We start from the raw sequence: 21,785 nt of genomic DNA on the forward strand, positions 1-21,785 counted from the left end.
GCCCGACAGGTCGCAGGAACCCGCCCTCTTCCTGGTCAAGGAGCCCGGCCCGCACGACCACGACCGGTCGTGAGGGCCCGGGTCAGTGCGGACGGGTCACGGCCCGCCGGGTGTCAGGCGTACTCCTCGATGTCCTTGACCACCGAGAACCCGAGCCCGTAGGCGCTCATGCCCCGCCCGTACGCGCCGAGGTGCACGCCCTCGCGGGTGGACCCGGCGAGCACCCAGCCGTACTCGGACTCGCGGTAGTGGAACGGCGTCGGCACCCCGTCCACCGGCAGCGACAACGAGGCCCAGTCGTCGCTGGCGAGGTCGTCCGCCAGCACCCACGCGGTCTCGGTCTGCTGGGTCAGCCAGTCGTCGCGCAGGGTGTGGTCCATCTGCGCGGGCCAGGTGACGGCGAGCAGCCCGGACCCGGCGAGCCAGGCCGCGGACGACACCGACGTGGCCTCCAGCACCCCCGTGCCGTCGGCGGTCCTGCGCACCGGGCTGGCCGCGACGGTCACCACCACGGCGAACCGGTCGCGTTCGGCGGCGTCCCGGGTGTCGGCGGCCCGCAGCGAGGGTTCGTCGCCGTGCCCGATGGAACCGTGCTCGACCACCGCCTCGGCCGAGGTCCCGGCCTGGAGCAGCCACCGGGGACCGGTGAACGCCCCGTCGAGGCCGTACCAGGGGAACGGCGCCATCAGGAAGTTGTCCACCGTGCGGCGTGCGGGCACGGTCGGTCGTACGCCCCCGGTGCTCCCGGCGGCTTCGGTAGCTGCGGCGCCTTCCCGGGGTGGTGCTTGCGCGCCCACCTGACTCGTCGTCTCCATCTGCGGACGCCTCCTCGCACTCGTCGGACCGGAGCGGCCCGCCCCCCTCGGGCGACCTGGTGTCGGCCCGCACAACAACTAGGGAGAATAGCCACCCGGATTCCCGGAGTTACGGCGCCACCGCACGGCCCGGGGGCAAACCGGGCACAAACAGGCGAGTGGCGGCACCCCCGGCCCATGTCAGCGACCCGGCCCCACGGGTTGACGCACCGGGGGCACTCGGGGAGCACGCGGGAGCGCACCCGTACCGGATCACCCGGGCCGGGTGACGGGTCACCTGGTCCGGGTCCGGACGGGCGCGGGGACGGGACGGGTCAGGTCAGGTCGCGTCCATGTCGAACGGGGGCCGCTCCCCCGCGTCGAGGTTCCGCTTCTTCACCAGGTCGGCCCGACCACCGGCGGCGGACGCCCGGCCGGCCGCGGCCCGGGTGCCGTCGGTGCGGCTCTCCACGTCGTTCACCGAGTCCGACAGCTCGGCCATCTCCTTGCGGAGGTCGAAGCTGTCGCGGATGTCCTGGAGCCCCAGGTCGTCGTTGCCGAGCTGCTTGCGCAGATACGCCTTGGGGTTCAGGTCCTCGAACTCGAAGTCCTTGAACTCCGGGCCCAGTTCATCCCGTATGTCCTGCTTGGCGCTGTCGGAGAACTCACGGATCTTGCGGATCATCCGCGAAATGTCCTGGATCGCCTTCGGAAGCTTGTCGGGACCGAAGACGAGCATGCCGAGCACGGCGAGGGTCAGGACCTCGGCCCAGCCTATGTCATTGAACACCTAGCGCTCCCTTGCGATGTCCTCCGGCCCGCAGCGGGTCTTCCATGGTCCCGGACCGCTCCCACGGTACCCGCCGACCCCGTGCGTCCGGTACTGTCCGGGCCCGGTCGGAGCCATCCCGACCGGGCCGGAGGTCAGCCGCCGGTGGCCGACCCCAGGACGAGGGTCACCCGGTGCTCCCGGCCGCCGCGTTCCAGGGTGAGCTGGAGCCGGTCACCGGGACGGTGGGCGCGGATCTTGACGATCAGTTCCTCGCCGGAGCGGACCCGCTGGTCGTCGACCTCGGTGATCACGTCGCCGGGCCGGATGCCCGCCCGGGCGCCGGGGCCGTCCTCCACCACGGCCGGCGCCCCGTCGTTGCCCTCGGAACCGACCCGGGCGCCGTCGCCCGTGTAGTCCATGTCGAGCGTCACGCCGATGATCGGGTGGGTGGCCTTCCCCGTGTTGATCAACTCCTCGGCGACCCGCTTGCCCTGGTTGACGGGGATGGCGAAGCCCAGGCCGATGGAGCCGGACTGCCCGCTCGGGGCACCGTCACCGCCGTCGGCGGAGCGGATGGCGCTGTTGATGCCGATCACCCGGGCCCGGGAGTCCATCAACGGCCCCCCGGAGTTGCCGGGGTTGATCGGCGCGTCGGTCTGGAGGGCGTCGACGTAGGAGACGTCGCTGCCGTCGCCCTTCTCACCGCCCGCCGTGATGGGCCGTTCCGTGGCGCTGATGATGCCCGAGGTGACCGTGTTGGCCAGGTCGAAGGGGGCGCCGATCGCGACGACGGGATCGCCGACCCGGACGTCGTCGGAGTTCCCGAGCGGCAGCGGCTTGAGCCCGGCGACCCCCGTCACCTTGACCACCGCGAGGTCGTACCCCGTGTCCCGTCCGACGATCTCGGCCTCCGCGACCTCACCGGTGCTGAAGGTCACCGTGATCTCCCCGGCGGCCCCCGCGGGTTCGACCACGTGGTTGTTGGTGAGGATGTGTCCGCGGCCGTTCAGCACGAACCCGGTGCCCGTGCCCTGGTCGGCGCCGCCCCGCACGTGCAGGGTCACCACTCCGGGCAGGGAGCGCGCGGCGATCCCCGCGACGCTGTCGGGCGCCCGGTCCCGCGGCTCGGGGGCGGCTTGCGGCAGTTCGACCCGGGTGGTGCGCCTGGCCTCGAAGTACGCGCCCGTCACCCCGCCGACCGCGCCCGCGGCCAGGCCCAGGACGAGCGCCCCCACGAGCAGTCCGCGCCGCGCGGGCGCCCCCGTCCGGGGACCCGCCGCGCCGCGGGTGCCGTCGCCGACCGGCTGGAGCGGCGCCCCGGCCCACGGGTCGTACCGCGCCCAGGGCCCGCCCGCGCCCTCCTCGGGGCCCGGACCGCCCTGCGGCTGGGGCTGACCCGGGTGCGGACCGTACGGGGCGACTGCGCCGTGCGTCGGGGTTCCGTGGCCGGGTGGGACGGCTCCGGCGGGCGGCGGGGTGCCGTGGGGTGCGGCTGCGGGGCCGGGCAGGGAGGTCCCGTACGGCGGGGGCCCGGAGGGGCTCTGGGAGGGGATCGTGGGCACGCCGTGCGCGGGGGTGGCCGCGGGGTGCTGGACGGGCGGTGCGGGCGCCCAGGGGCCCGGCTGGCCGTACGGCGGGGTGCCGTAGGGGTCCGGGGCGTGCAGCGGCACGGGACGCCGCTCGGCGGGCGGCTCGGGGGGCGGGGCGGCAGCGGCCTGCGCGGTCCGCCCCGCAGCTCCGTCGGGGAGCGCGACGGGGCGGGGCGACAGGGGTTTCGTCAGGTCGACGGGGTGACCGGCGGGCCCACCGCGGTCGGCCGGTGCGTCCTCGGGCGGGGTTCCCGGGGCGGGCGCGGGCGCGGGTGTCGCGGTCCCCCCGCCGGGGGCCACGGGCGCCGGGCGACTCCACCACTTCGGCTTGCCCTCGTCCATCGTCTCCCCACACCCCGCTGCGCGGTCGTCACCGCTCGTGAACCATCGACTGGACGGCCCGTCCCTCGCGGAGCGCGTCCCCTGGAATTCAATCAGGTCCGGGGGGCGGTCCTGAAGGGCCGCGGCTCCTCAGCACGCCCCCGGACCTGGACCGGAGGTCCGGACGTCAGCGGGTGGCCTCCGGCGCCTGGGCGTGGGCGGGCGCGGGGTGCGGCGAAGGAGCCGGGGCGTCGGTCCGGGGGGACCGGAGGCCGTCGGATGCCGGATCGCCGAACCCTCGGGCTCCGCCCTCGCCCGCACGCACCAGCGGTGCCAGTGGCGCCAGCGGACGGGGGTCCGTGAGCGACCCCGTGACGGGGGGCACCGGGTGCAGCAGCCCGGACGTCACCGAGGCCCCGGCGAGCAGGGGTGCCGCCAGCGCCTGCACGGCCTCCAACGGCCGCAGGTGCGACTGGGGCGCCCCGGGGAGCAGCGGTGCCGCCGCAGGCGCGGGAGCCACCGGGCCGGCGAGCGCCCCGCCAGTGCGCTGGCCCAGCATGGGCGTGGCGGAGCGACGGCGTTGGGCGTCGCCGGCCGGAACGGCGTTGCCCTGGGTACGCAGGGGTGTGACGTTGTTGCTGCTGGGGCCGCGGGCGTCACCGCCGTCGACGGGCGCGGTGACCGTGGTGACCCCGCCGAGGGCGATCGCGGCGAGGGAGACGGCTCCGGCCGCGGCGAAGGCGAAGCGGCGGCGGCCCCGGGCGGCGGACCGCTCGGTGTCCGGCCGGCCCACGGGGTGGATGCGGAATCCCGAACCGGAGGCGCCCGGGGCACCGGCGCCGGAGGGCGCCGGAGAGCCGAGGGGGTGGCCGGGGGAGGCGGAGGTGAGCGTCGGGGCGAAGGCGAAGGGGTCGCCACCGGACTCGAAGATCGGAAGTCCGCTGCCGGGGCCGCCCGGGCCGCTCGGGCCACCGGGCAGTCCACCGCCAGGCAGGCCCTGGAGTCGGGCGAGGAAGCTCTCGGACAGGGGCGGGGGCGCCGCCTGGGCGAAGGCCGTCTTCAGGCGGCGTTGGGCATCCGCCTCGGCCTTGCAACGGGGGCAGGTCGCGAGGTGGGCGAGCACGCGATCGCGTGCGTCATGGCTCAACTCGCCGTCGACGAAGGAGGCGAGCCGGTCCCCGAGGTGCTGCTCGACAGGTGTCGGACGGGATCCACTCACGCGGGCGCGCCTCCTCCTCCCAGCGCGGGGGCACCGGCGACCACGGGCGCGCGACGTTCGGCGCGGGCGTGCGGCGACCGGTGGTGGAGGGCCTTGCGCAGCTGGGAGCGACCCCGGTGGATCCGGCTGCGGACCGTACCGAGCTTGACGCCCAGGGTGGCGGCGATCTCCTCGTAGGACAGGCCCTCGATGTCGCAGAGGACCACGGCGGCCCGGAACTCCGGCGCGAGGGTGTCCAGCGCCTGCTGGACGTCGGCGTCGAAGTGGGTGTCGTTGAAGACCTGCTGGGGTGAGGGCTCACGGCTGGGCAGGCGTTCCGCGGCGTCGTCCCCGAGGGAGTCGAAGCGGATGCGCTGCCGGCGCCGCACCATGTCCAGGAAGAGATTAGTGGTGATGCGGTGGAGCCAGCCCTCGAAGGTGCCGGGCGAGTACGTGGACAGGGAGCGGAAGACGCGGACGAAGACCTCCTGGGTGAGGTCCTCGGCGTCGTGCTGGTTGCCCGTGAGTCGGTAGGCGAGACGGTAGACCCGGCCACTGTGGGTGCTGACGATCTCCTCCCAGGTGGGCGGAGTCCACGTCTGCGCGTCCGCGTCGGCGGTGAAGGTCGCTGTCGGAGCGGAGTGGGCAACGCGGTCAGCGGTGTTGGTCACGGATTTCGGCTCACCCACCGATCGGAGAAGGCGCCGCAGCACTCCTCCCCTATCCGCGGGCGCAGCCGCACCTCCCCTGTCGGCTCTGGTGGTGTCCAGTGGAGCCCCTACCATAGCCACCCCGCCCGTTAGCTCCGGATAAGCAATTTTACGTGAATTTGGTACGTGGTTCTGGTCATGCGTCAGGACTTGCCGCCCGCTCCCGTCCATTCGCCGCCCCCGTTGTCCGTGATTCCCGTCGCACCTCGTTCCCCACCCTCCTATAACGCCCGGTCCCATCTGCGGGTTCCCGGCGCCAGCGGATACAGTCACGGCCAGACATCCCAGGGGGACAGGAGAGGGTCATTACCGGCAACCGGCAGACGGGCTTGGCGTTCGCTGACGCCTTTGTCGCCGAGGAGGAGGCGCTGCACTGGGCCCGGGACCGGGCCCGTGAGGCCGCACTGCGCCCGGTGTCGCCCGCGACCGGCGCCGCACTGCGGATGCTCGCCGCGACGGCGGGCGCCAAGGCGGTCGCCGAGATCGGCACCGGCACCGGGGTTTCCGGAATACATCTTCTGCACGGCATGCGACCGGACGGGGTGCTCACCACCGTCGATCCGGAGCCGGAGCGCCAGCAGTTCGCCAAGCAGGCGTTCCGACTCGCGGGTTTCGCCACGAATAGGGCGCGGTTCATTCCGGGGCGGGCGCTGGACGTGCTGCCGCGGCTCGCGGACAGCGGATACGACCTCGTTTTCTGTGACGGGGACCGCCTGGAGTGCGTCGACTATCTCGCTGAATCGTTGCGGCTCCTGAGGCCGGGCGGTCTGGTCTGTTTCGAGGGCGTCTTCGCGGACGGGCGGACCGTGGACTCGGGGCCGCAGCCGATGGAGGTGCTGAAACTGCGCGAGCTGGTGCGCGGGGTGCGGGAGAACGCCGAGCTGGTGCCGTCGCTGCTGCCCGTCGGCGACGGGTTGCTGTGCGCGGTGAAGCGGTAGCCACCGCCGGAGCCCAAACCCCCGGCGGGCGCCCCTGGGCACCCCGGGCGCCGGCGCTCGACCGGCCCGCCGCGAACCGCCCGCGGGCGGGGTGCACAGCACACGCGGGACGGGCGCGCTTCGCCCATGCAGCTGCCCCGACACCGCGTACGGTGCCGGGGCAGCTGGGAGAACGCAAAAGGTCGGGGCCTACCGTCAGCCGACGACCTTCTTGAGGGCATCGCCGAGCGCGTCGGCCTCATCCGGAGTCAGCTCTACGACGAGCCGACCGCCGCCTTCGAGCGGAACGCGCATGACGATGCCCCGCCCCTCCTTGGTCACCTCGAGCGGGCCGTCGCCCGTCCGCGGCTTCATGGCCGCCATGCTCGTTCCCCTTCCTGAAACCAGCTCATCGTCAGCCGACGACGCTCCCTTTCACAGGGCCAGCGTCCGGCGTCGAACACATTGCTTCCCGGTCATTATCCCGCATGCCGGGACCTGATGACCAACATCGGTCTGCATCGCTTGGGCAACGTGCTCCCGCAAAACCGCTCAATTCGCCGACCGGGCCGTGGTACTCCGGGTTCCCGGGGGGTTTGGGGGACCCGGAATTGTTTGATGCAGGTCACATGCGGATGCGCGGCGGCCTCCGTCATGCTGGGCTCGGACCGCCTTCCCCGACGGTCCCGAGGTGCCCGTGCGCACCGGGAAGCCCCCCGCCCGGAGAGGACCCCGCCATGGCCGACACCGTGCTCTACGAGGTGAGCGACGCACTCGCGACGATCACGCTGAACCGTCCGGGGGCGATGAACGCGCTCGACACCGTGACCAAGGAGGCGCTGCGGGACGCCGTCGAGGAGGCCGCGGCGGACGCTGCGGTGCGTGCGGTGCTGCTGACCGGGGCCGGCGAGCGGGCGTTCTGCGTGGGGCAGGACCTCAAGGAGCACATCGCGACGCTCGCGGCGGACCGCGGCCCGGACGCCGGGGAGGTCATGGGCACCGTCCGGGACCACTACAACCCGATCGTGCGGGCCCTGACCGGGATGGCGAAGCCCGTCGTGGCCGGGGTGAACGGCGTCGCCGCGGGCGCCGGCTTCGGCTTCGCCCTGGCGGCGGACGTGCGGGTGGTCGCCGACACCGCCTCGTTCACCACGGCGTTCGCCGGGGTCGCGCTGTCCGCGGACTCCGGGGTCTCCTGGACGCTGCCCCGGGTGGTGGGCCCCGGGCGCGCCGCCGACCTGCTGTTCCTCCCCCGGTCGATCGAGGCGGCCGAGGCGTACGAGCTGGGCATCGCCACCCGGGTGGTGCCGGCCGGTGAGCTGGCCGCCGAGGCCCGGCGGGTGGCCCGGGAGCTGGCGCAGGGGCCCACCCTCGCCTACGCGGCGCTCAAGGAGTCGCTGGCCTTCGCCCAGGCACACGCCCTCCCGGAGACCCTGGAGCAGGAGGACCGGCTCCAGCGGCGGGCCGGGGCGTCCCAGGACCATCGGATCGCCGTGGACGCCTTCGTCCACAAGACCCGACCGCGGTTCCTCGGCCGCTGACCGCCCGGCGGGCCGCGGGCCCCCTCCCGTCAGCGGCCGGACGCGGCGGGCGTCCGGGCCCAGCAGGCGTCCAGGTGGTCGTTGACCAGGCCGCACGCCTGCATGAGGGCGTAGGCGGTGGTGGGTCCGACGAACCGCAGCCCACGGGACTTGAGGGACTTCGCCAGTGCGGTGGACCCCTCGGTGACGGCCGGTACGTCGGCGAGGGTCCTGGGCGCCGGGCGGGTGGCGGGATCGGGGGCGTGGGACCAGATCAGCGCGTCGAGTTCACCCGCGGACCAGTCGGCCAGCGCACGGGCGTTGGCGATCGTCGCCGTCACCTTGGCGCGGTTGCGGATGATCCCCGCGTCGTCCAGCAGCCGTTCGACGTCGTGTTCCGTGAAGGCGGCGACCGCGGCGATCTCGAAGCCCGCGAAGGCCCGGCGGAAACCCTCGCGGCGGCGCAGGATCGTGATCCATGACAGGCCCGACTGGAACGCCTCCAGGGACAGCCGCTCGAACAGCGCGTCGTCGCCGTGGACCGGGCGGCCCCACTCCTCGTCGTGGTAGGCGCGGTAGTCGTCGGCGGACAGGCCCCAGGGGCAGCGCAGGCGGCCGTCCGGGCCGGGCACCGCTTCGGTCGGCGGGACGGGCGCGGCGGGCGCGTTCACGGCCTCGTCGGCGCCGGTCACGCGCGGTCCTCGGGGGGCGTGTCGGAGCCGGGCTCCTCGGTGCGGGCGGGCACCGGTCCGGTCGTCGCCCCCGAGGCCCGGGGACCGTCGAGGCGGTGGGCGCGGGCACCGGCGAGGGCGGATTCCAACTCCTCGATGCGTGCGTCCCGCTCGGACAGTTCGGCGCCGAGACGGCCGAGCGCCTCGTCCACCTCCACCATCCGGTAGCCGCGCAGCGCCAGCGGGAAGCGCAGCGCCTCCACGTCGGAGCGGCCCACCGGGCGGTCCGGGGGGAGCGGCTCGCTGTACTGCTCGGGCGGCGCCGCGGGCAGCGGTCCGCTCTCGCCACCGCCCACCACGGCGAGCGTCACCGCGCCGACCACGACCACGAGCGCGAGCAGCAGGAACAAGAACATGACCATCTCGACGGTCCCCAGGTCCGGTGGCCGGCCCGGGCGGGGACCGGCACGAAAAGTGTCAGGCTCGATCGTGCCATGCGGCGCCGACGGTTAAGGTCGCAGGCGACCGATCAGTACCGCCCGGTACCGCGGGACCGCACGTTCGTCGGAGGGACACAGGGGATGCTCAGGCTGGGCAGGCGCGAGTTCGGGGCGCACGAGCCGGTGGTCATGGCGATCGTCAACCGCACCCCGGACTCCTTCTACGACGGGGGCGCGACGTTCCGGGACGAGCCCGCGCTCGCGCGGGTGGAGCAGGCCGTCACCGAGGGGGCCGCCATCATCGACATCGGCGGGGTGAAGGCGGGCCCCGGCGCCGAGGTCACCGCCGAGGAGGAGGTCCGGCGCACGGTCGGCTTCGTCGCCGAGGTGCGGCGGCGGTTCCCCGAGGTGGTCATCAGTGTGGACACCTGGCGGCACGAGGTCGGCGAGGCCGTGTGCGAGGTGGGCGCGGACCTGCTGAACGACGCGTGGGGCGGGGTCGATCCGCGGCTCGCGGAGGTCGCCGCCCGGTACGGCGCGGGCCTGGTGTGCACCCACGCGGGCGGCGCCGAGCCCCGCACCCGGCCGCACCGGGTGGAGTACGCGGACGTGATGGCCGACGTCCTCGACGTGACGGTGGGGCTCGCGGAGCGGGCGGTGGCCCTCGGGGTGCCCAGGGAGTCGGTGCTCATCGATCCGGGGCACGACTTCGGGAAGAACACCCGCCACTCGTTGGAGGCGACCCGGCGGCTCGGCGAGATGGTCGCCACGGGGTGGCCGGTGCTGGTGTCCCTGTCCAACAAGGACTTCGTCGGGGAGACGCTGGACCGCCCGGTGAAGGAGCGGCTCATCGGGACCCTGGCGACGACCGCGGTGTCCGCGTGGCTCGGGGCCCAGGTGTACCGGGTGCACGAGGTGGCCGAGACCCGGCAGGTGCTCGACATGGTGGCGTCCATCGCCGGTCACCGTCCGCCGGCGGTCGTCCGGCGCGGGCTCGCCTGACGCCCGCGGGCCCGGTGGGACGCCCGCGGGCCCGGTGGACGCACCGCGCGCACCGGACCCCGGCGCGCGGTTAGCGGGCCACCTCCTTGGTGACCAGCTGCACCGCCTCCTCGACGCTGTCGGTCACGTGGAAGAGCGTCAGGTCCTTGTCGGCGGCCTTGCCGCTGGCGATCACCGTGTCGCGGAGCCAGTCCACCAGCCCGCTCCAGTACGCGGAGCCGAACAGCACGATCGGGAAGCGGGTGACCTTGCGGGTCTGGACGAGGGTCAGCGCCTCGAAGAGTTCGTCCAGGGTGCCGAACCCGCCGGGCAGGACGACGAAGCCCTGCGCGTACTTCACGAACATCGTCTTGCGGACGAAGAAGTAGCGGAAGTTCACCCCGATGTCGACGTGCGGGTTGAGGCCCTGCTCGAAGGGCAGCTCGATGCCGAGGCCGACGGAGATGCCGCGGGCCTCGCGCGCGCCCTTGTTCGCCGCCTCCATCGCGCCCGGGCCGCCCCCGGTGATCACCGCGAAGCCGGCGTCCACCAGGGCCTTGCCGATCTCCACCCCGGACTCGTACTCGGGGGTCCCGGGTCGGGTGCGGGCCGAACCGAAGACGCTGATGGCGCTGGGGAGTTCAGCGAGCGCCCCGAAGCCTTCCACGAACTCCGACTGGATGCGCATGACCCGCCAGGGGTCCGTGTGCACCCACCCCGAGTCCTCCTCGGTGTCCAGCAGCCGCTGGTCGGTGGTGCCGGGCTGGATCTGCCCCCGCCGTCGCACCACCGGGCCGACGACCTGCTCCTCCGGCGGACCCTGTGCGTCCGGAACGCCCATAGAACTCCCCTTCCACTGACGGTGTTGCCCCTTCAGCCTAGATCCACGGGGATGACGAACGGCGTAATTCAGGATGTCCGGGGTGCTGACACCGCCCCACGCCCGGGTCAGGAGGTGAGCCAGTGGCGCAACCGCTCCTCCGCGCCGAGGATCTGCCCGGTGTGCACCCGCTCGTCACGCTTGTGCGCAAGTTGCGGATTGCCCGGCCCGTAGTTCACGGCGGGCACGCCCAGCGCACTGAACCGGGACACGTCCGTCCAGCCGAACTTGGGCCGCGGGGTGCCGCCCACCGCCTCGATGAAGGCGCGGGCCGCCGGATGGGACAGCCCGGGCATCGCGGCACCGCTGTGGTCGTCGACCACGAACTCGTCGACCCCGCAGTCGGCGAAGACCTCCCGCACGTGGGCCAACGCCTCCTCCTCGCTGCGGTCGGGGGCGTACCGGAAGTTCACGGTGACCGTGCACACGTCCGGGATGACGTTCCCGGCGACCCCGCCCTCGATGCGCACGGCATTGAGGCCCTCGCGGTACTCCAGCCCGTCGATGACCGGGTAGCGCGGCTGGTAGGCGGCGAGCCGGGCGAGGATCGGGGCGGCGGCGTGGATCGCGTTGGAGCCCAGCCACGAGCGCGCGGAGTGGGCGCGTTCCCCGTGCGTGCGCAGCAGCACCCGCAAGGTGCCCTGGCAGCCGCCCTCGACCTGCTGGTCGGAGGGTTCGAGGAGCACGGCGAAATCGGCCTCCAGCCACTCCGGGTGCGCCTCGGCCACGTGCCGCAGGCCGTTCAGCTCGGCGGCGACCTCTTCGTTGTCGTAGAACACGAAGGTGAGGTCGCGGTTGGGTTCGGGGACCGTCCGGGCGATCCGCAGCTGCACGGCGACGCCCGACTTCATGTCACAGGTGCCGCAGCCCCACAGCACGCCGTCCTCGTCGAGCCGGGAGGGGACGTTGTCCGCGATGGGGACGGTGTCGATGTGCCCGGCGAGGACCACCCGCTCGGCGCGCCCCAGTTCGGTGCGGGCGATCACGTTGTTCCCGTACCGGTGGACCGTCAGGTGCCCCAGCGCGCGCAGGGCCTGCTCCACGGCGTCCGCCAGCGGCTTCTCGGTACCGCTCTCGGAGGGGAAGTCGACGAGCTGCGCGGTGAGCAGCGCGGCGTCCTGGTCCAGGTCCAGGGCGGCGTGCTCCCCGGAGCCCGGGCCGGGGTGCGCGGGGGCGTTCGACGGTACGGGGGCGGCGGGCGTGGTGCGGTCCATGGCCCGACCCTAACGCCCCCCTTTCCCGACCTCCGCGTCCCCGTTCCCGCGGCTGAGCACCCCGTTCCCGGCGCCGGGGGCACCGCACGGGACGCTGATCCGGGGCGCCCCGTCCCCTGGGGCACCGGCACTCCCTCCAGTACCGTGGGCCGCGTGTCCGATACCGCTGCCGCCGCCGAGTCCGCCGCTGCCGCCGGGCGCCGTCGCCGCGTGCGCCGTCGCCGTGTGCACCGCGCGGGCAGACGCGGGATCGCCCTGGCCGTGCTGCTCGCCGTGTCCGGCTACGTCGTGGTGCACCAGCTGAACGGCGCCCGGGGCGGTGCGCTGTGCACCGTGGTGTCGGGCAACGGCGACGGTGCCGCGTACCGGTTCTCGTCCGAGCAGGCCGTCAACGCGGCGACCGTCGCGGCCGTCGGCACCGCGCGCGGGATGCCCGAACGGGCGGTGACGATCGCCCTGGCCACCGCGCTCCAGGAATCGGGGCTGCGCAACATCGACCACGGCGACCGGGACTCGATCGGCCTGTTCCAGCAGCGGCCGTCCCAGGGCTGGGGCACCGCGGAGCAGATCGGCGACCCGGTGTACTCGTCGGCGGAGTTCTACGAGCACCTGGAGCAGGTCGCCGGGTACTCACGGCTGCCGCTGACGGTCGCCGCGCAGCGGGTGCAGCGCAGTGGCTATCCCCAGGCGTACGCCAAGCACGAGCCGGACGCCACCTTGTTGGCCGCGGCCCTCACGGGGCGGTCGGAGGCCACGCTGACCTGCGAGGACGGCGGGGTACGGGTCGCGGGCTCGGCGGCGGGCGTACGGGCCGCGCTGGTGCGGGACTTCGGCCAGGAGGTGCTGACGCCGGCGGGCGCCGAGGTGTCCCGCACTCCGGACGGCGAGGACGGCGGTACCGCGTCCGCCGCGCCGGTGCCGGCACCGGCACCGGGTGGGCGCGAGGTGCTGCTGCCGGTGTCCCGGGGACCGGGCGGTGAGCCGGGGAACCGGCAGCGCGGCTGGGAGTTGGCGCACTGGGCGGTCGCCAACTCGGCGGCGCTCGGCATCGAGGAAGTGACGTACGCGGGCCTGCGGTGGACCCCGGGCACCGCGCCGGGTCAGTGGCCGGTCACCCGGGGGGCCACCGGCAGCGGGGTGGACACCACCGCCGAACGGGTCCGAATCGTCACCGGACAGTAGCGGCCGGGGGTCACCCGGGCGGGGGATTCCCGCCCGGCCGCACCGGGGCCCGGGACAGCGGGGCGGGCGCGGTCCGCGCACCTCCCGCGAACGGTCCGGATCCCTTGGGGGCCCCGGGCTCCGAGCCGGTCGAGGCACGGGGGCGCGGGTGACCTTTGCCCGTTTTTGCGTCCAACGGATTATGCGATGCGTTGCCCAGTCTTTACCTCGGGGTGCCGCAACCTCCGGGGGCGTCCGTTCGGTAGTCACGGCGTCCGAGGGGCCCGCCGGGTCCACCGGACTTCGCTGAACCTCGTCTGAAGGAGCATCATGTCCCTCCCCCTGACCCGTCGGATCGCCCGCGCCGTACTGCTCGTGGCGGCGGGAGCGGTGCCCGTGGTGGGTGCGGCCGGCTCCGCGAGCGCCGCCGTGGACCTCCCGATGAACACGCCGGTGGGCGCGCTCACCGCCCTGGACGGTGCGAACGTCGGCAACACCGTGGACGGCGCGACGACCAACGCGACCGGGGTCGCCGGGAACACCGGGGCCAAGGTCGTCAAGAAGGCGGTGCCCCAGGCCGGCAAGACCGTGGGCAAGGGCGCCAAGAAGGCCGCCCCCGCCGCGCAGAAGGCGGCCGGGAGCCTCGGCGGTGCGGGTGGCGTGCTCGGTGGGGTGACCGGGGCCGCCGGCAAGGGCGGGCTGCCCGGCGGCCTGCCCCTCGGCTGACGTTCACGACACGGGGCCCGGGAAGCGGATGCGGCTTCCCGGGCCCCGTGCCGCGTCCGGTTCCGTGGTGTCGCGCGGGTCCCCGGGCGCGGCGGGTCAGGCCAGTCGGGCGACGGCCGCCGCGACCCGCTCGTCGGTCGCCGTCAGGGCGATCCGCACGTGCTGGGCGCCGGCCTCCCCGTAGAAGTCGCCGGGGGCCGCGAGGATGCCCAGGGAGGCCAGGTGCGCGACCGTGTCCCAGCAGGGTTCGCCGCGGGTGGCCCACAGGTACAGGCTCGCCTCGCTGTGGTCGATGCGGAAGCCGTGCGCTTCCAGGGCGGTCCTCAGCGCGGTCCGCCGGGCGCGGTAGCGGGCGCGCTGCTCGGCGACGTGCGTGTCGTCCGAGAGGGCCGCCACGGCCGCGGCCTGGGTGGGCGCCGAGGTCATCATGCCGCCGTGCTTGCGGAGCTGGAGCAGCGGGCCGAGCACGGCCTCGTCACCGGCGATGAACGCGGCCCGGTAGCCGGCCAGGTTGGAGCGCTTCGACAGGGAGTGGACGGCGACCAGACCCTGATGGGAGTCGCCGCACACGTCGGGGTGGAGCACCGAGACCGGCTCGGACTCCCAGCCGAGTTCGATGTAGCACTCGTCGGAGAACACCAGCACCCCGTGCGCACGGGCCCAGGCGACGATGTCGGCCAACTCGCCGCGGGACAGCACCCGGCCCGTCGGGTTGGACGGGGAGTTCAGCCAGAGCAGCTTGAGGTCGGTGGGGTCGAGGTCACGCGGATCGTCGTAGGTGACGGCTTCGGCGCGGGCCAGCCGGGCGCCGACCTCGTAGGTGGGGTACGCGAGCCGCGGGTAGGCGATCCGGTCGCCGGGGCCCAGGCCGAGCTGGGTGGGCAGCCAGGCGACGAGCTCCTTGGAGCCGACGACCGGCAGGACGCCCCGGTGGGTCATGCCCCGCGCGCCGAGCCGCCGCTCGCACCAGTGGGTGAGCGCGTCCCGCAGCTGCGGGGTGCCCCAGACGGTCGGGTAGCCCGGTGAGTCGGCCGCCGCGATCAGTGCCTTCTGGATCAGCTCCGGGACGGGGTCCACGGGGGTGCCGACGGAGAGGTCGACGATGCCGTCCGGATGGGCCGCCGCCGTGGCCTTGTAGGGCTCCAGCTTGTCCCACGGGAAGGTGGGGAGGCGGTCGGCGGGCGCTTCGGTCGCGGACACGGGATCAGTTCGCTTTCTGCGGTGCGGGCGGTGCGGTGTGAGCGGCCCGGGCCCCGGGTGGTGCGCCCGCGGGCCACGAGCGGGGTCACGGGGACCCACAGGGCCCGTGGACGCCTCAGCCCCGTACGGCGACGACCGTACGGGGCCGGGTGGCGCACGGGCCGGGTCCGCCTACTGGTTCTGCGGCGGGAGCGCGGCGACGAAGGGGTGGTCGCGCTCGATCAGGCCGAGCTTGCTGGCACCGCCGGGGGAGCCCAGCTCGTCGAAGAACTCGACGTTCGCCTTGTAGTAGTCCTTCCACTCCTCCGGGGTGTCGTCCTCGTAGAAGATCGCCTCGACCGGGCAGACCGGCTCACAGGCACCGCAGTCAACGCATTCGTCCGGGTGGATGTACAAGGACCGCGAGCCCTCGTAGATGCAGTCGACCGGGCATTCCTCGATGCACGCCTTGTCCTTGACGTCGACACAAGGCTGCGCGATGACGTATGTCACGCTGTCGTTCCTCCTCGATAGGGCGCTGGCGGGCCTGAAGTAGGCTCCGCCGCCTGGCGCGCGGGAGCGCGGCGTCGTCGATGCCCGCACCTAGTATCTCCGTTCTGGGGCATGATCCGAACAGGAGGGGTGGACAGAACCGTGGAATTCGGCGCACGAGGTTTGCTTGAGATCCGAATTACCCCGGCTGACGTGGGCAAACGCGTCTCCGTACGGCGGGTCCACCGCTCACCCGGAGACACCGCGGCGTTCACCGACACGGTCGGGCTTCTCACATCCTGGGACGAAGGCGAAGGTGTCCTCGTGGTGACCAGGCGTACCGGCGAGGCGGTGCGGATCGACGCGGCGACGTTGGTCGCGGGCAAGGTCGTGCCGGCCGCGCCGGCCCGCCGCCGGGGCCCGGCGGCGGACTACCCGGAGCTGGCCCGGGTCACCGCCCGCGCCTGGCAGCCGGTGGAGCACGAGCGGCTGGGCGACTGGGAGCTGCGGGCCGCCGCGGGGTTCACCCGGCGGGCCAACTCGGTGCTGCCGCTGGGCGATCCGGGCGTGCCGTTGGACGAGGCCCTGGCCCTGGTGCGGAAGTGGTACGAAGCGCGGGAGTTGCCCGCGTACCTCCAGACCGCCACCGGGGCGCGGGGGACGCAGGAGGAACTGTGCGCGGAGCTGGAGGCACGGGGCTGGACGCGGGAGGTGTCCGCCGAGGTGCGGATCGCCCCGTTGACCCCGCTGGCCACCCCGGAGCGGGCCGCTGAGCCCCCCGCCGCCGTACGGGTGGAGCGGGACTTCGACGTCGACTGGCTGCGCCGCTACCAGCGGTCCCGGGAACCGGGGCCCGAGGTGCGACAGGTCCTCGCGACCGGGGCCCCCGGGACCACGGTGTGGTTCGCCTCGGTCGACGGGGAGCCGGGCGCGCCGCCGCTGGCGATCGGCCGGTGCGTGGTGGACGGCCGGTGGGCGGGGTTCATGGCCGTCGAGGTGGCGCCCGAGGCCCGGCGCGGGGGGCTCGGCACGGCGGTGATGGCCGCACTGGCCGGGCGGGCGCTCGCTCAGGGCGCGTCGGCCGCCTGGCTCCAGGTCGAGGCGGACAACGCGCCCGCCCTCGCGATGTACGGGCGGGCGGGCTTCACCACCCATCACGCCTACCACCACTACCGGGCGCCCGGGCGCGGCTGAGGCGGGCGGACGGGCACGTGGGGGACACCTGGTGGCGACGGAGGTTCGCCGAAGAGGCGCGGGCGGAGCGCCCCGATCTGGCGGTGCTGTGCCTGCTGGTGGGCGCCGCGGCCGATCCGGCGTTCGCGGCGGGCGGGGAGGCCGGGCTCGACGCCGCGCAGACGGAGCTGGACCGGCTGGCCGGGGAGCTCCCGTACCGGCCCGGGGGTCCCCGTCAGTGGGCCGGTGCGGTCGCGGAACTGCTCGGAGAGCGGTACGGGTTCCGGGGCGCTCCCCCGGACTACCGGAAGCTGGAGTCGTCCCTGTTGCACGCGGTGCTGGAGCGGCGTCGGGGGCTGCCGATCCTGTTGTCGGTGGTGTGGTTGGAGGTGGCCCGGCGGGCCGGTGCGCCGGTCTACGGGGTCGCGCTGCCGGGGCACTTCGTGGTGGGGTTCGGCCCGCCGGACGAGCAGGTGCTCGCTGATCCGTTCGAGGGTGGGCGGGTGCTGTCGGAGGGTGACGCGGACGCCCTGGCGGTCCGGGCCACCGGGGCGCCGCTCGATCCGGCCGCGCTGGGGCCCGCCGATCCGTTGGAGATCGTGGTGCGCGTCCTGAACAACATCCGGGCGTGGGCGACGGCCCGCCCCGAGCGCTCCGACGTGGCGCTGTGGGCCGTGGAGCTGGCCTTGGCCCTGCCCTCGCACCCGGCGCGGCTGCGGTACGAGCGGGGCCAGCTGCTGGTGCAGCGGGGCGACTTCCTCGGCGGGGCCGCGGAGTTCGACGCGTACGCCGAGGTGGTCGGGGCGGTGGACGAACGGGCGGCCGAGCAGGTGCGGGTGCGGGCGCGGGCCGCGCGCTCCCGGCTCAACTGACTGCCGTCGGGGCCGTCAGGGTGCTGTCCCGTGCGGGTGCGTGGTCCGGTGCGGTGCGCTGTTGTCTTGCGCAGTTCCCCGCGCCCGTGACGGGGCGCTCCTCACCGCCGCCGTCCGCCCCCACACGGCCCCGACAGGGGCGCGGGGAACTGCGCGGGCAACCCCCGCGCACCCGGAGGGCCGTGACGGGCTTCAGGACGCGTTCAGGGGGATGGCCACGGTGCGTTCGGCCGGGGTCTTGCCCTTGAGCGCCTGCTTGAGGGCCGAGGCGACGTCCTGCGGGGTCACCGCGGTCTTCTCGCCGGTGCCCCGGGTGACCAGGACCCCGTCGAAGGTGCTGCCGTACAGGCTCTGGAGCGCCGCCAGGTCGTAGGTGTCGACGAGCTTGCCGTTCACCGCCTTCACCCCGATGATCTGCGGCAACGACTTGTCAGGGCCGAAGGGGATCGAGGCGTTCGGGCCGGCGGTGATGGTGACAAGACCGGACATCGCGGGCTCGGCGAACTCCTTCATCATCCGGTCCACCTCGGCCTTGCTGATCGACGGCTCGCGGCTGGTGGCGGCGAGCTTGACGGGCGCGGACCTGCCCGTCTCGACCTGGGCCCGGAACGCCTCCTCGATGGCCAGGAGGGAGCCCTTCACGTCGACGCCCTTGCCGGGCTTGCCGTAGGCGGCGACGGCCTTGCCGCCCTCGAAGCGGATTCCGCCATCGCCCGCGCCACTGCCGCCGCCGACCGCCCGTTCCAGCTGGACCTGGAGCTTCTCGGTGTCGACCGGCATCGACGGGGAGACGACGCGCTCCTCGCCGAACAGGGAGGTGACCACGGAGACCGGGTGGTAGTCGCTGCCCGCGGCGGACGCCACGGTGGCATCGGTGTCGAAGGTCAGACCGGCCTGGTCGGGCCGCAGCGGCACCGTCTTGCCGTCGACGGAGAGCTGGAGCGGCTGGGTGATCCGCTTGCCGAGCGCGGCATCGAGCTTCTTCACGGCCTCGTCGCGGGTGCCGCCGCCGATGTCGACCCCCAGCACGGTGGTGCCCTTGGGGACGTCCGAGTGGTTGAGCAGCAGTCCGGCGCCGTAGGTTCCCGAGCCGGCCAGCACGACGAGCACCGCGAGCAGGACGAGCTTGCTGCGGCCCTTCTTCTTGGCCGGCTTGGTCGGTTTGGCCGACCCCGTCGGCCCGGCCGGTGCGGTCGGCTTGTCGGCGGCGGGCGGCGGGACCACCGGAGCGGGTGCGGGCGGCTGCGCGACGGGCCCGGCTCCCGGGACCTCGCCCCCCGGGACGGGGTGGGTCACCCCGGGCTGCACCACGGGGATGCCGCTGGTGAGGGTGTGTCCCGAGACGTTGTCGCCGGGTCCGGCGGGCACGGCGCCGATGGGGCCGCCGGGTGTCAGGGGGCCGCCCGGAGGCGCCGGGGCGTGCTGCTGCGGCGTGAGGACGGCGGTGTCGTCGCTCATCCGCGGCGCCCCGACCCGCGGCATCTCACCGGTCGCCTCGGGCCCCTGGGGGACGCCGACGGGCGCGCCGGGGTTGAAGTACGGGAGGTCGCCGTGGGTGTCCTGCGGGCCGCCGACGGGTAGCCCCCCGAGGGTGCCGCCGCCGGGAACGTGACCGTGGTCCGCCGGGGCCTGGGCGGCCGGCGAACCGGGGTACATCGGCGTGCCGTTGGCGGGCGTGCCCGACGGGCCGCCGCGCCCAGGGCCCGACTTGCGGGGCGCGAACCACGCGCTCGGCTTCTCCGGATCGCCGTCGCCGCCCTGGCCGGGCGGCCGGGGAGCCGGCGCGGCGGAGGCGACCGGGGCGGTGGCCTGGCCGGGCACCGCCGGTTGGTGGGTGGCCCCGGTGTCGGCGTCCCGGCCGGGCACCGCGTCGGACTCGGCGACCGGGGTGCGCATGACGACCGGTGGGATCGGCCGCGACCCGGGGATGTTGATGCGGACCCGGGTGGTCAGGGTCGTCTCCGTCTTGCGGTCCTCTGCGGAGGCGTCGGCACTCTGGCGCTCGTCCGACCCGACACCCGGGGCGGCACCCGCGGGGGTGCCGTACGCCGGTGTCCCCGACGGGTATGCGGCTCCTCCGCGCCCGTGCGGCCCGGAGGACGAACTGTCAGTTTCACGACTCAAGGCAGGTTCTCCCGGTTGGCTCCACCGCCCGACTCGACCTCGCTAAGGGGTTTCCCCCGTCGCAGGCTGGGGTAGTTCGGCGGCGCGCACCACCATACTGGCCGCCGCCGGCAAGCGGACTGCGGCCGTGGGGAGAACCACGCCGAACCCGCCCCGCCGTGCTCCGGCGAAGTGGTACGTCACTTGCCAAGTCGGGCGGGATCCGCGCCCGGTTGCACCACCCGGCCGAGGGTGGCACACATCACAGCGACGGCGATCCCGCCGAGCAGGTACGCGTACGAACCGAAGCCCGTCGCGAACAGGAAGTCCCCCTCCGGTCGGCTGGAGGTGAGCAGGATGACGGCGACCAGCCACCCCGCGGCGGGCGCCACCGCTCCGGCCCGGGTCCGGGTGGCGAACGAGCCGCCGAGGAACAGTCCGCCCGTCCCGGCGAGGGAGAGCAGCAACCCGCCGGGGAACCAGCCCCCTTGGAGGAGCGAGCCGGCCACACCGATCACCAGGCCGAGGACGAACAGCAGGGCGTAGGCGGCGATCCGGCCCGCGGGCGGCGGTCCCTGGAGCAGGAAGCCGCCGGGTCCGGGGTCGGGTGCGGGGGCGTTCATCGGGCCGCCGCCCCTTCGTCGGCGGAGGACGCCGGGACGGACCGGGGCGCGCCGATGGTGTCGCCGGCGCCGGATGCGGGGGCGCCGGGTGCGGGGGCGTCCGCCACTCCGGCGAACAGGTCGGTCTCCGGGGTGCCGACCGCGGTGCCGCGGGCGAGTTCGTAGTACTCGACGGCGAACAGCGGCTGTGCCAGTTGGTTGGAGAGGGCGAACCAGGGGCCGGCGACCTCGACCTGGGTGACGTGGGCGCGCATCGCGGCGGCCTTCTCCTCGGCGTGCGCACTGCCGTCGACGACGGTGGTGACCCGGTCGTCGGCGACCACGCCGGGGACGTCACCGACGGACGCGGCGCGCGGGAACGGCAGGTCCGGCAGGGCCTCGTCGAGCCGGGCGAAGCCGTCCTCGACCACGGACCTGGGGACCCGGTTCCAGTAGATCTTGTCGATGGTGTGCGGCTCGCCGAGGTCGCGGCGGTACGCGCGCTCCGCCGCGAGGTCGGCCGCGCGGACGGCGACGCGGTGGGCCTTGATGTGGTCGGGGTGGCCGTAACCGCCGTTCGGGTCGTAGGTGACCAGGACCTGGGGGCGGACCTCACGGACGACTTCCACCAGGTGGGCGGCGGCCTCGTCCAGGTCGGCGCTCCAGAAGGAGCCTTCGCGACGGTTCTGCGGGAGGCCCGTCATGCCCGAGTCGCGGTACCGGCCGGGGCCGCCGAGGAACCGGTGATCGTGAACGCCCAACGCCTTCATGGCGGTCGCCAGCTCCCGCACGCGATGGGCGCCCAGGGCGTCCTCGCGGTCGGCGGTGAGCCGGGCCAGGTCGGGCGGGATGACCTCGCCCTCCTCGCCGAGGGTGCAGGTGACCAGGGTCACGCGGGCGCCTTCGGCCGCGTACTTGGCCATGGTCGCCCCGTTGGTGATCGACTCGTCGTCGGGGTGCGCGTGCACGAGCAGCAGGCGCCGGGCGGGCAGTTCCATCATGTGGACAGCCTACGAGGACGGGGCGCCCGTCGGCGGAAGAACCGAAGGGTTAGGGGATCTTGTCGTGATCCTTATGCGGTCGCGACGGCGACGGGCTGCCGTGCCCGTCCCGTCCCGCGGCGGCGGCGCGCCGGTCGCGCACCACCGCGTACTCCTCGGCGCACGTGCCTCCGGGCCCGCGCGCACGACACTCCGCACCCCTCAGGGGGCGCGTCACCACGGGTCGGGGTCAGAAGTCGATGTCGCCGATCATGCCCGCGACGTTCGAGGTGACCTCGGTGATCGTCGGGGCGATCGAAGAACTGGCGAGATAGAAGCCGAGCAGCATGCACACGACGGCGTGACCGCCCTTCAGTCCCGATTTCTTGATCAGGATGAAGACGATGATCGCCAGCAGCACCACCGCCGAAATCGAGAGTGCCACGGCGGTTCACCTCCCAAATGACCGTCACGGTTCGAACGTCTGACA

At 74.1% G+C, this 21,785-nt stretch carries 23 protein-coding genes; 7 read left to right on the forward strand and 16 right to left on the reverse strand.

Annotated features, from left to right (window positions below; genetic code table 11):
• Nucleotides 1-113 precede the first annotated feature (113 nt).
• The 5 genes from ACFV88_RS27540 to sigE all read right to left on the reverse strand — a co-directional run bounded on the left by ACFV88_RS27540 (nucleotide 114) and on the right by sigE (nucleotide 5,459).
• A complete protein-coding gene (locus ACFV88_RS27540; protein ID WP_385494605.1) occupies nucleotides 114-815 on the reverse strand; it encodes a hypothetical protein in 702 nt (233 codons plus the stop codon).
• Nucleotides 816-1,134: 319 nt separating this feature from the next.
• On the reverse strand, nucleotides 1,135-1,584 hold the full coding sequence (locus ACFV88_RS27545; protein ID WP_385494606.1) for a sec-independent translocase: 450 nt from the start codon (nucleotides 1,582-1,584) through the stop codon (nucleotides 1,135-1,137).
• Between the two features lie 134 nt (nucleotides 1,585-1,718).
• On the reverse strand, nucleotides 1,719-3,497 hold the full coding sequence (locus tag ACFV88_RS27550; RefSeq protein ID WP_385494607.1) for a S1C family serine protease: 1,779 nt from the start codon (nucleotides 3,495-3,497) through the stop codon (nucleotides 1,719-1,721).
• A 166-nt stretch (nucleotides 3,498-3,663) separates the two neighbouring features.
• Nucleotides 3,664-4,695 carry an anti-sigma factor family protein gene (locus ACFV88_RS27555; protein ID WP_385494608.1) on the reverse strand — a complete coding sequence of 344 codons (1,032 nt, stop codon included), beginning with the start codon at nucleotides 4,693-4,695 and terminating at the stop codon, nucleotides 3,664-3,666.
• Nucleotides 4,692-5,459: an RNA polymerase sigma factor SigE gene (sigE, locus tag ACFV88_RS27560; protein ID WP_385494609.1), complete on the reverse strand. Its 768-nt coding sequence runs from the start codon at nucleotides 5,457-5,459 to the stop codon at nucleotides 4,692-4,694. The genes ACFV88_RS27555 and sigE overlap by 4 nt, the downstream gene beginning before the upstream one ends.
• Nucleotides 5,460-5,665: 206 nt before the next feature.
• On the opposite strand from sigE, the gene ACFV88_RS27565 reads away from it, so the two are divergent.
• Complete coding sequence (locus ACFV88_RS27565) at nucleotides 5,666-6,322, forward strand: O-methyltransferase (RefSeq protein WP_385494645.1); 657 nt, start codon at nucleotides 5,666-5,668, stop codon at nucleotides 6,320-6,322.
• 195 nt (nucleotides 6,323-6,517) lie between these two features.
• Here ACFV88_RS27565 and ACFV88_RS27570 read toward each other — a convergent pair whose 3' ends face one another.
• Nucleotides 6,518-6,685, reverse strand: coding sequence for a DUF3117 domain-containing protein (locus ACFV88_RS27570; protein ID WP_003966491.1), 168 nt, complete (start codon nucleotides 6,683-6,685; stop codon nucleotides 6,518-6,520).
• A 353-nt stretch (nucleotides 6,686-7,038) separates the two neighbouring features.
• Here ACFV88_RS27570 and ACFV88_RS27575 point away from each other — a divergent pair, with 353 nt between their 5' ends.
• Nucleotides 7,039-7,842 (forward strand): enoyl-CoA hydratase-related protein, encoded by an 804-nt coding sequence (locus tag ACFV88_RS27575; RefSeq protein ID WP_385494610.1) that lies wholly within the window; start codon nucleotides 7,039-7,041, stop codon nucleotides 7,840-7,842.
• A gap of 29 nt (nucleotides 7,843-7,871) precedes the next feature.
• Here ACFV88_RS27575 and ACFV88_RS27580 read toward each other — a convergent pair whose 3' ends face one another.
• Nucleotides 7,872-8,513: a DNA-3-methyladenine glycosylase I gene (locus ACFV88_RS27580; protein ID WP_385494611.1), complete on the reverse strand. Its 642-nt coding sequence runs from the start codon at nucleotides 8,511-8,513 to the stop codon at nucleotides 7,872-7,874.
• Nucleotides 8,510-8,914: a DivIVA domain-containing protein gene (locus tag ACFV88_RS27585; protein WP_385494613.1), complete on the reverse strand. Its 405-nt coding sequence runs from the start codon at nucleotides 8,912-8,914 to the stop codon at nucleotides 8,510-8,512. The genes ACFV88_RS27580 and ACFV88_RS27585 overlap by 4 nt, the downstream gene beginning before the upstream one ends.
• 159 nt (nucleotides 8,915-9,073) lie before the next feature.
• On the opposite strand from ACFV88_RS27585, the gene folP reads away from it, so the two are divergent.
• Complete coding sequence (gene folP / locus ACFV88_RS27590; RefSeq protein ID WP_385494614.1) at nucleotides 9,074-9,934, forward strand: dihydropteroate synthase; 861 nt, start codon at nucleotides 9,074-9,076, stop codon at nucleotides 9,932-9,934.
• Nucleotides 9,935-10,004: 70 nt separating this feature from the next.
• On the opposite strand, the gene ACFV88_RS27595 is transcribed toward folP, so the two are convergent.
• Together ACFV88_RS27595 and dapE are read right to left on the reverse strand one after the other, a co-directional pair.
• Complete coding sequence (locus ACFV88_RS27595) at nucleotides 10,005-10,754, reverse strand: TIGR00730 family Rossman fold protein (protein ID WP_385494615.1); 750 nt, start codon at nucleotides 10,752-10,754, stop codon at nucleotides 10,005-10,007.
• A gap of 107 nt (nucleotides 10,755-10,861) precedes the next feature.
• On the reverse strand, nucleotides 10,862-12,007 hold the full coding sequence (dapE, locus tag ACFV88_RS27600) for a succinyl-diaminopimelate desuccinylase (protein ID WP_385494616.1): 1,146 nt from the start codon (nucleotides 12,005-12,007) through the stop codon (nucleotides 10,862-10,864).
• Nucleotides 12,008-12,217: 210 nt separating this feature from the next.
• Here dapE and ACFV88_RS27605 point away from each other — a divergent pair, with 210 nt between their 5' ends.
• On the forward strand, nucleotides 12,218-13,189 hold the full coding sequence (locus tag ACFV88_RS27605) for a heavy metal transporter (protein WP_385494646.1): 972 nt from the start codon (nucleotides 12,218-12,220) through the stop codon (nucleotides 13,187-13,189).
• Between the two features lie 309 nt (nucleotides 13,190-13,498).
• A complete protein-coding gene (locus tag ACFV88_RS27610; RefSeq protein WP_385494617.1) occupies nucleotides 13,499-13,894 on the forward strand; it encodes an ATP-binding protein in 396 nt (131 codons plus the stop codon).
• Between the two features lie 96 nt (nucleotides 13,895-13,990).
• On the opposite strand, the gene dapC is transcribed toward ACFV88_RS27610, so the two are convergent.
• Nucleotides 13,991-15,094 carry a succinyldiaminopimelate transaminase gene (dapC, locus tag ACFV88_RS27615; protein WP_385494618.1) on the reverse strand — a complete coding sequence of 368 codons (1,104 nt, stop codon included), beginning with the start codon at nucleotides 15,092-15,094 and terminating at the stop codon, nucleotides 13,991-13,993.
• Nucleotides 15,095-15,265: 171 nt separating this feature from the next.
• Nucleotides 15,266-15,586: a ferredoxin gene (gene fdxA / locus ACFV88_RS27620; RefSeq protein WP_019058397.1), complete on the reverse strand. Its 321-nt coding sequence runs from the start codon at nucleotides 15,584-15,586 to the stop codon at nucleotides 15,266-15,268.
• 141 nt (nucleotides 15,587-15,727) lie between these two features.
• Here fdxA and ACFV88_RS27625 point away from each other — a divergent pair, with 141 nt between their 5' ends.
• A complete protein-coding gene (locus ACFV88_RS27625; protein WP_385494647.1) occupies nucleotides 15,728-16,759 on the forward strand; it encodes a GNAT family N-acetyltransferase in 1,032 nt (343 codons plus the stop codon).
• The gene (locus ACFV88_RS27630; protein WP_385494648.1) at nucleotides 16,756-17,610 is read left to right on the forward strand and encodes a tetratricopeptide repeat protein; all 855 of its coding nucleotides are present in this window, start codon (nucleotides 16,756-16,758) and stop codon (nucleotides 17,608-17,610) included. The genes ACFV88_RS27625 and ACFV88_RS27630 overlap by 4 nt, the downstream gene beginning before the upstream one ends.
• Nucleotides 17,611-17,802: 192 nt before the next feature.
• Here ACFV88_RS27630 and ACFV88_RS27635 read toward each other — a convergent pair whose 3' ends face one another.
• The 4 genes from ACFV88_RS27635 to ACFV88_RS27650 all read right to left on the reverse strand — a co-directional run bounded on the left by ACFV88_RS27635 (nucleotide 17,803) and on the right by ACFV88_RS27650 (nucleotide 21,740).
• Nucleotides 17,803-19,734: a hypothetical protein gene (locus ACFV88_RS27635; protein ID WP_385494619.1), complete on the reverse strand. Its 1,932-nt coding sequence runs from the start codon at nucleotides 19,732-19,734 to the stop codon at nucleotides 17,803-17,805.
• Between the two features lie 179 nt (nucleotides 19,735-19,913).
• Nucleotides 19,914-20,336, reverse strand: coding sequence for a DUF6113 family protein (locus ACFV88_RS27640; RefSeq protein ID WP_385494620.1), 423 nt, complete (start codon nucleotides 20,334-20,336; stop codon nucleotides 19,914-19,916).
• Nucleotides 20,333-21,316: an N-acetyl-1-D-myo-inositol-2-amino-2-deoxy-alpha-D-glucopyranoside deacetylase gene (gene mshB, locus ACFV88_RS27645; protein WP_385494621.1), complete on the reverse strand. Its 984-nt coding sequence runs from the start codon at nucleotides 21,314-21,316 to the stop codon at nucleotides 20,333-20,335. The genes ACFV88_RS27640 and mshB overlap by 4 nt, the downstream gene beginning before the upstream one ends.
• 229 nt (nucleotides 21,317-21,545) lie before the next feature.
• On the reverse strand, nucleotides 21,546-21,740 hold the full coding sequence (locus tag ACFV88_RS27650) for a hypothetical protein (RefSeq protein ID WP_385494622.1): 195 nt from the start codon (nucleotides 21,738-21,740) through the stop codon (nucleotides 21,546-21,548).
• Nucleotides 21,741-21,785: the final 45 nt, after the last annotated feature.

It is taken from the genome of Streptomyces sp. NPDC059816 (genome assembly GCF_042732055.1).
Taxonomy (GTDB): Bacteria; Actinomycetota; Actinomycetes; order Streptomycetales; family Streptomycetaceae; genus Streptomyces.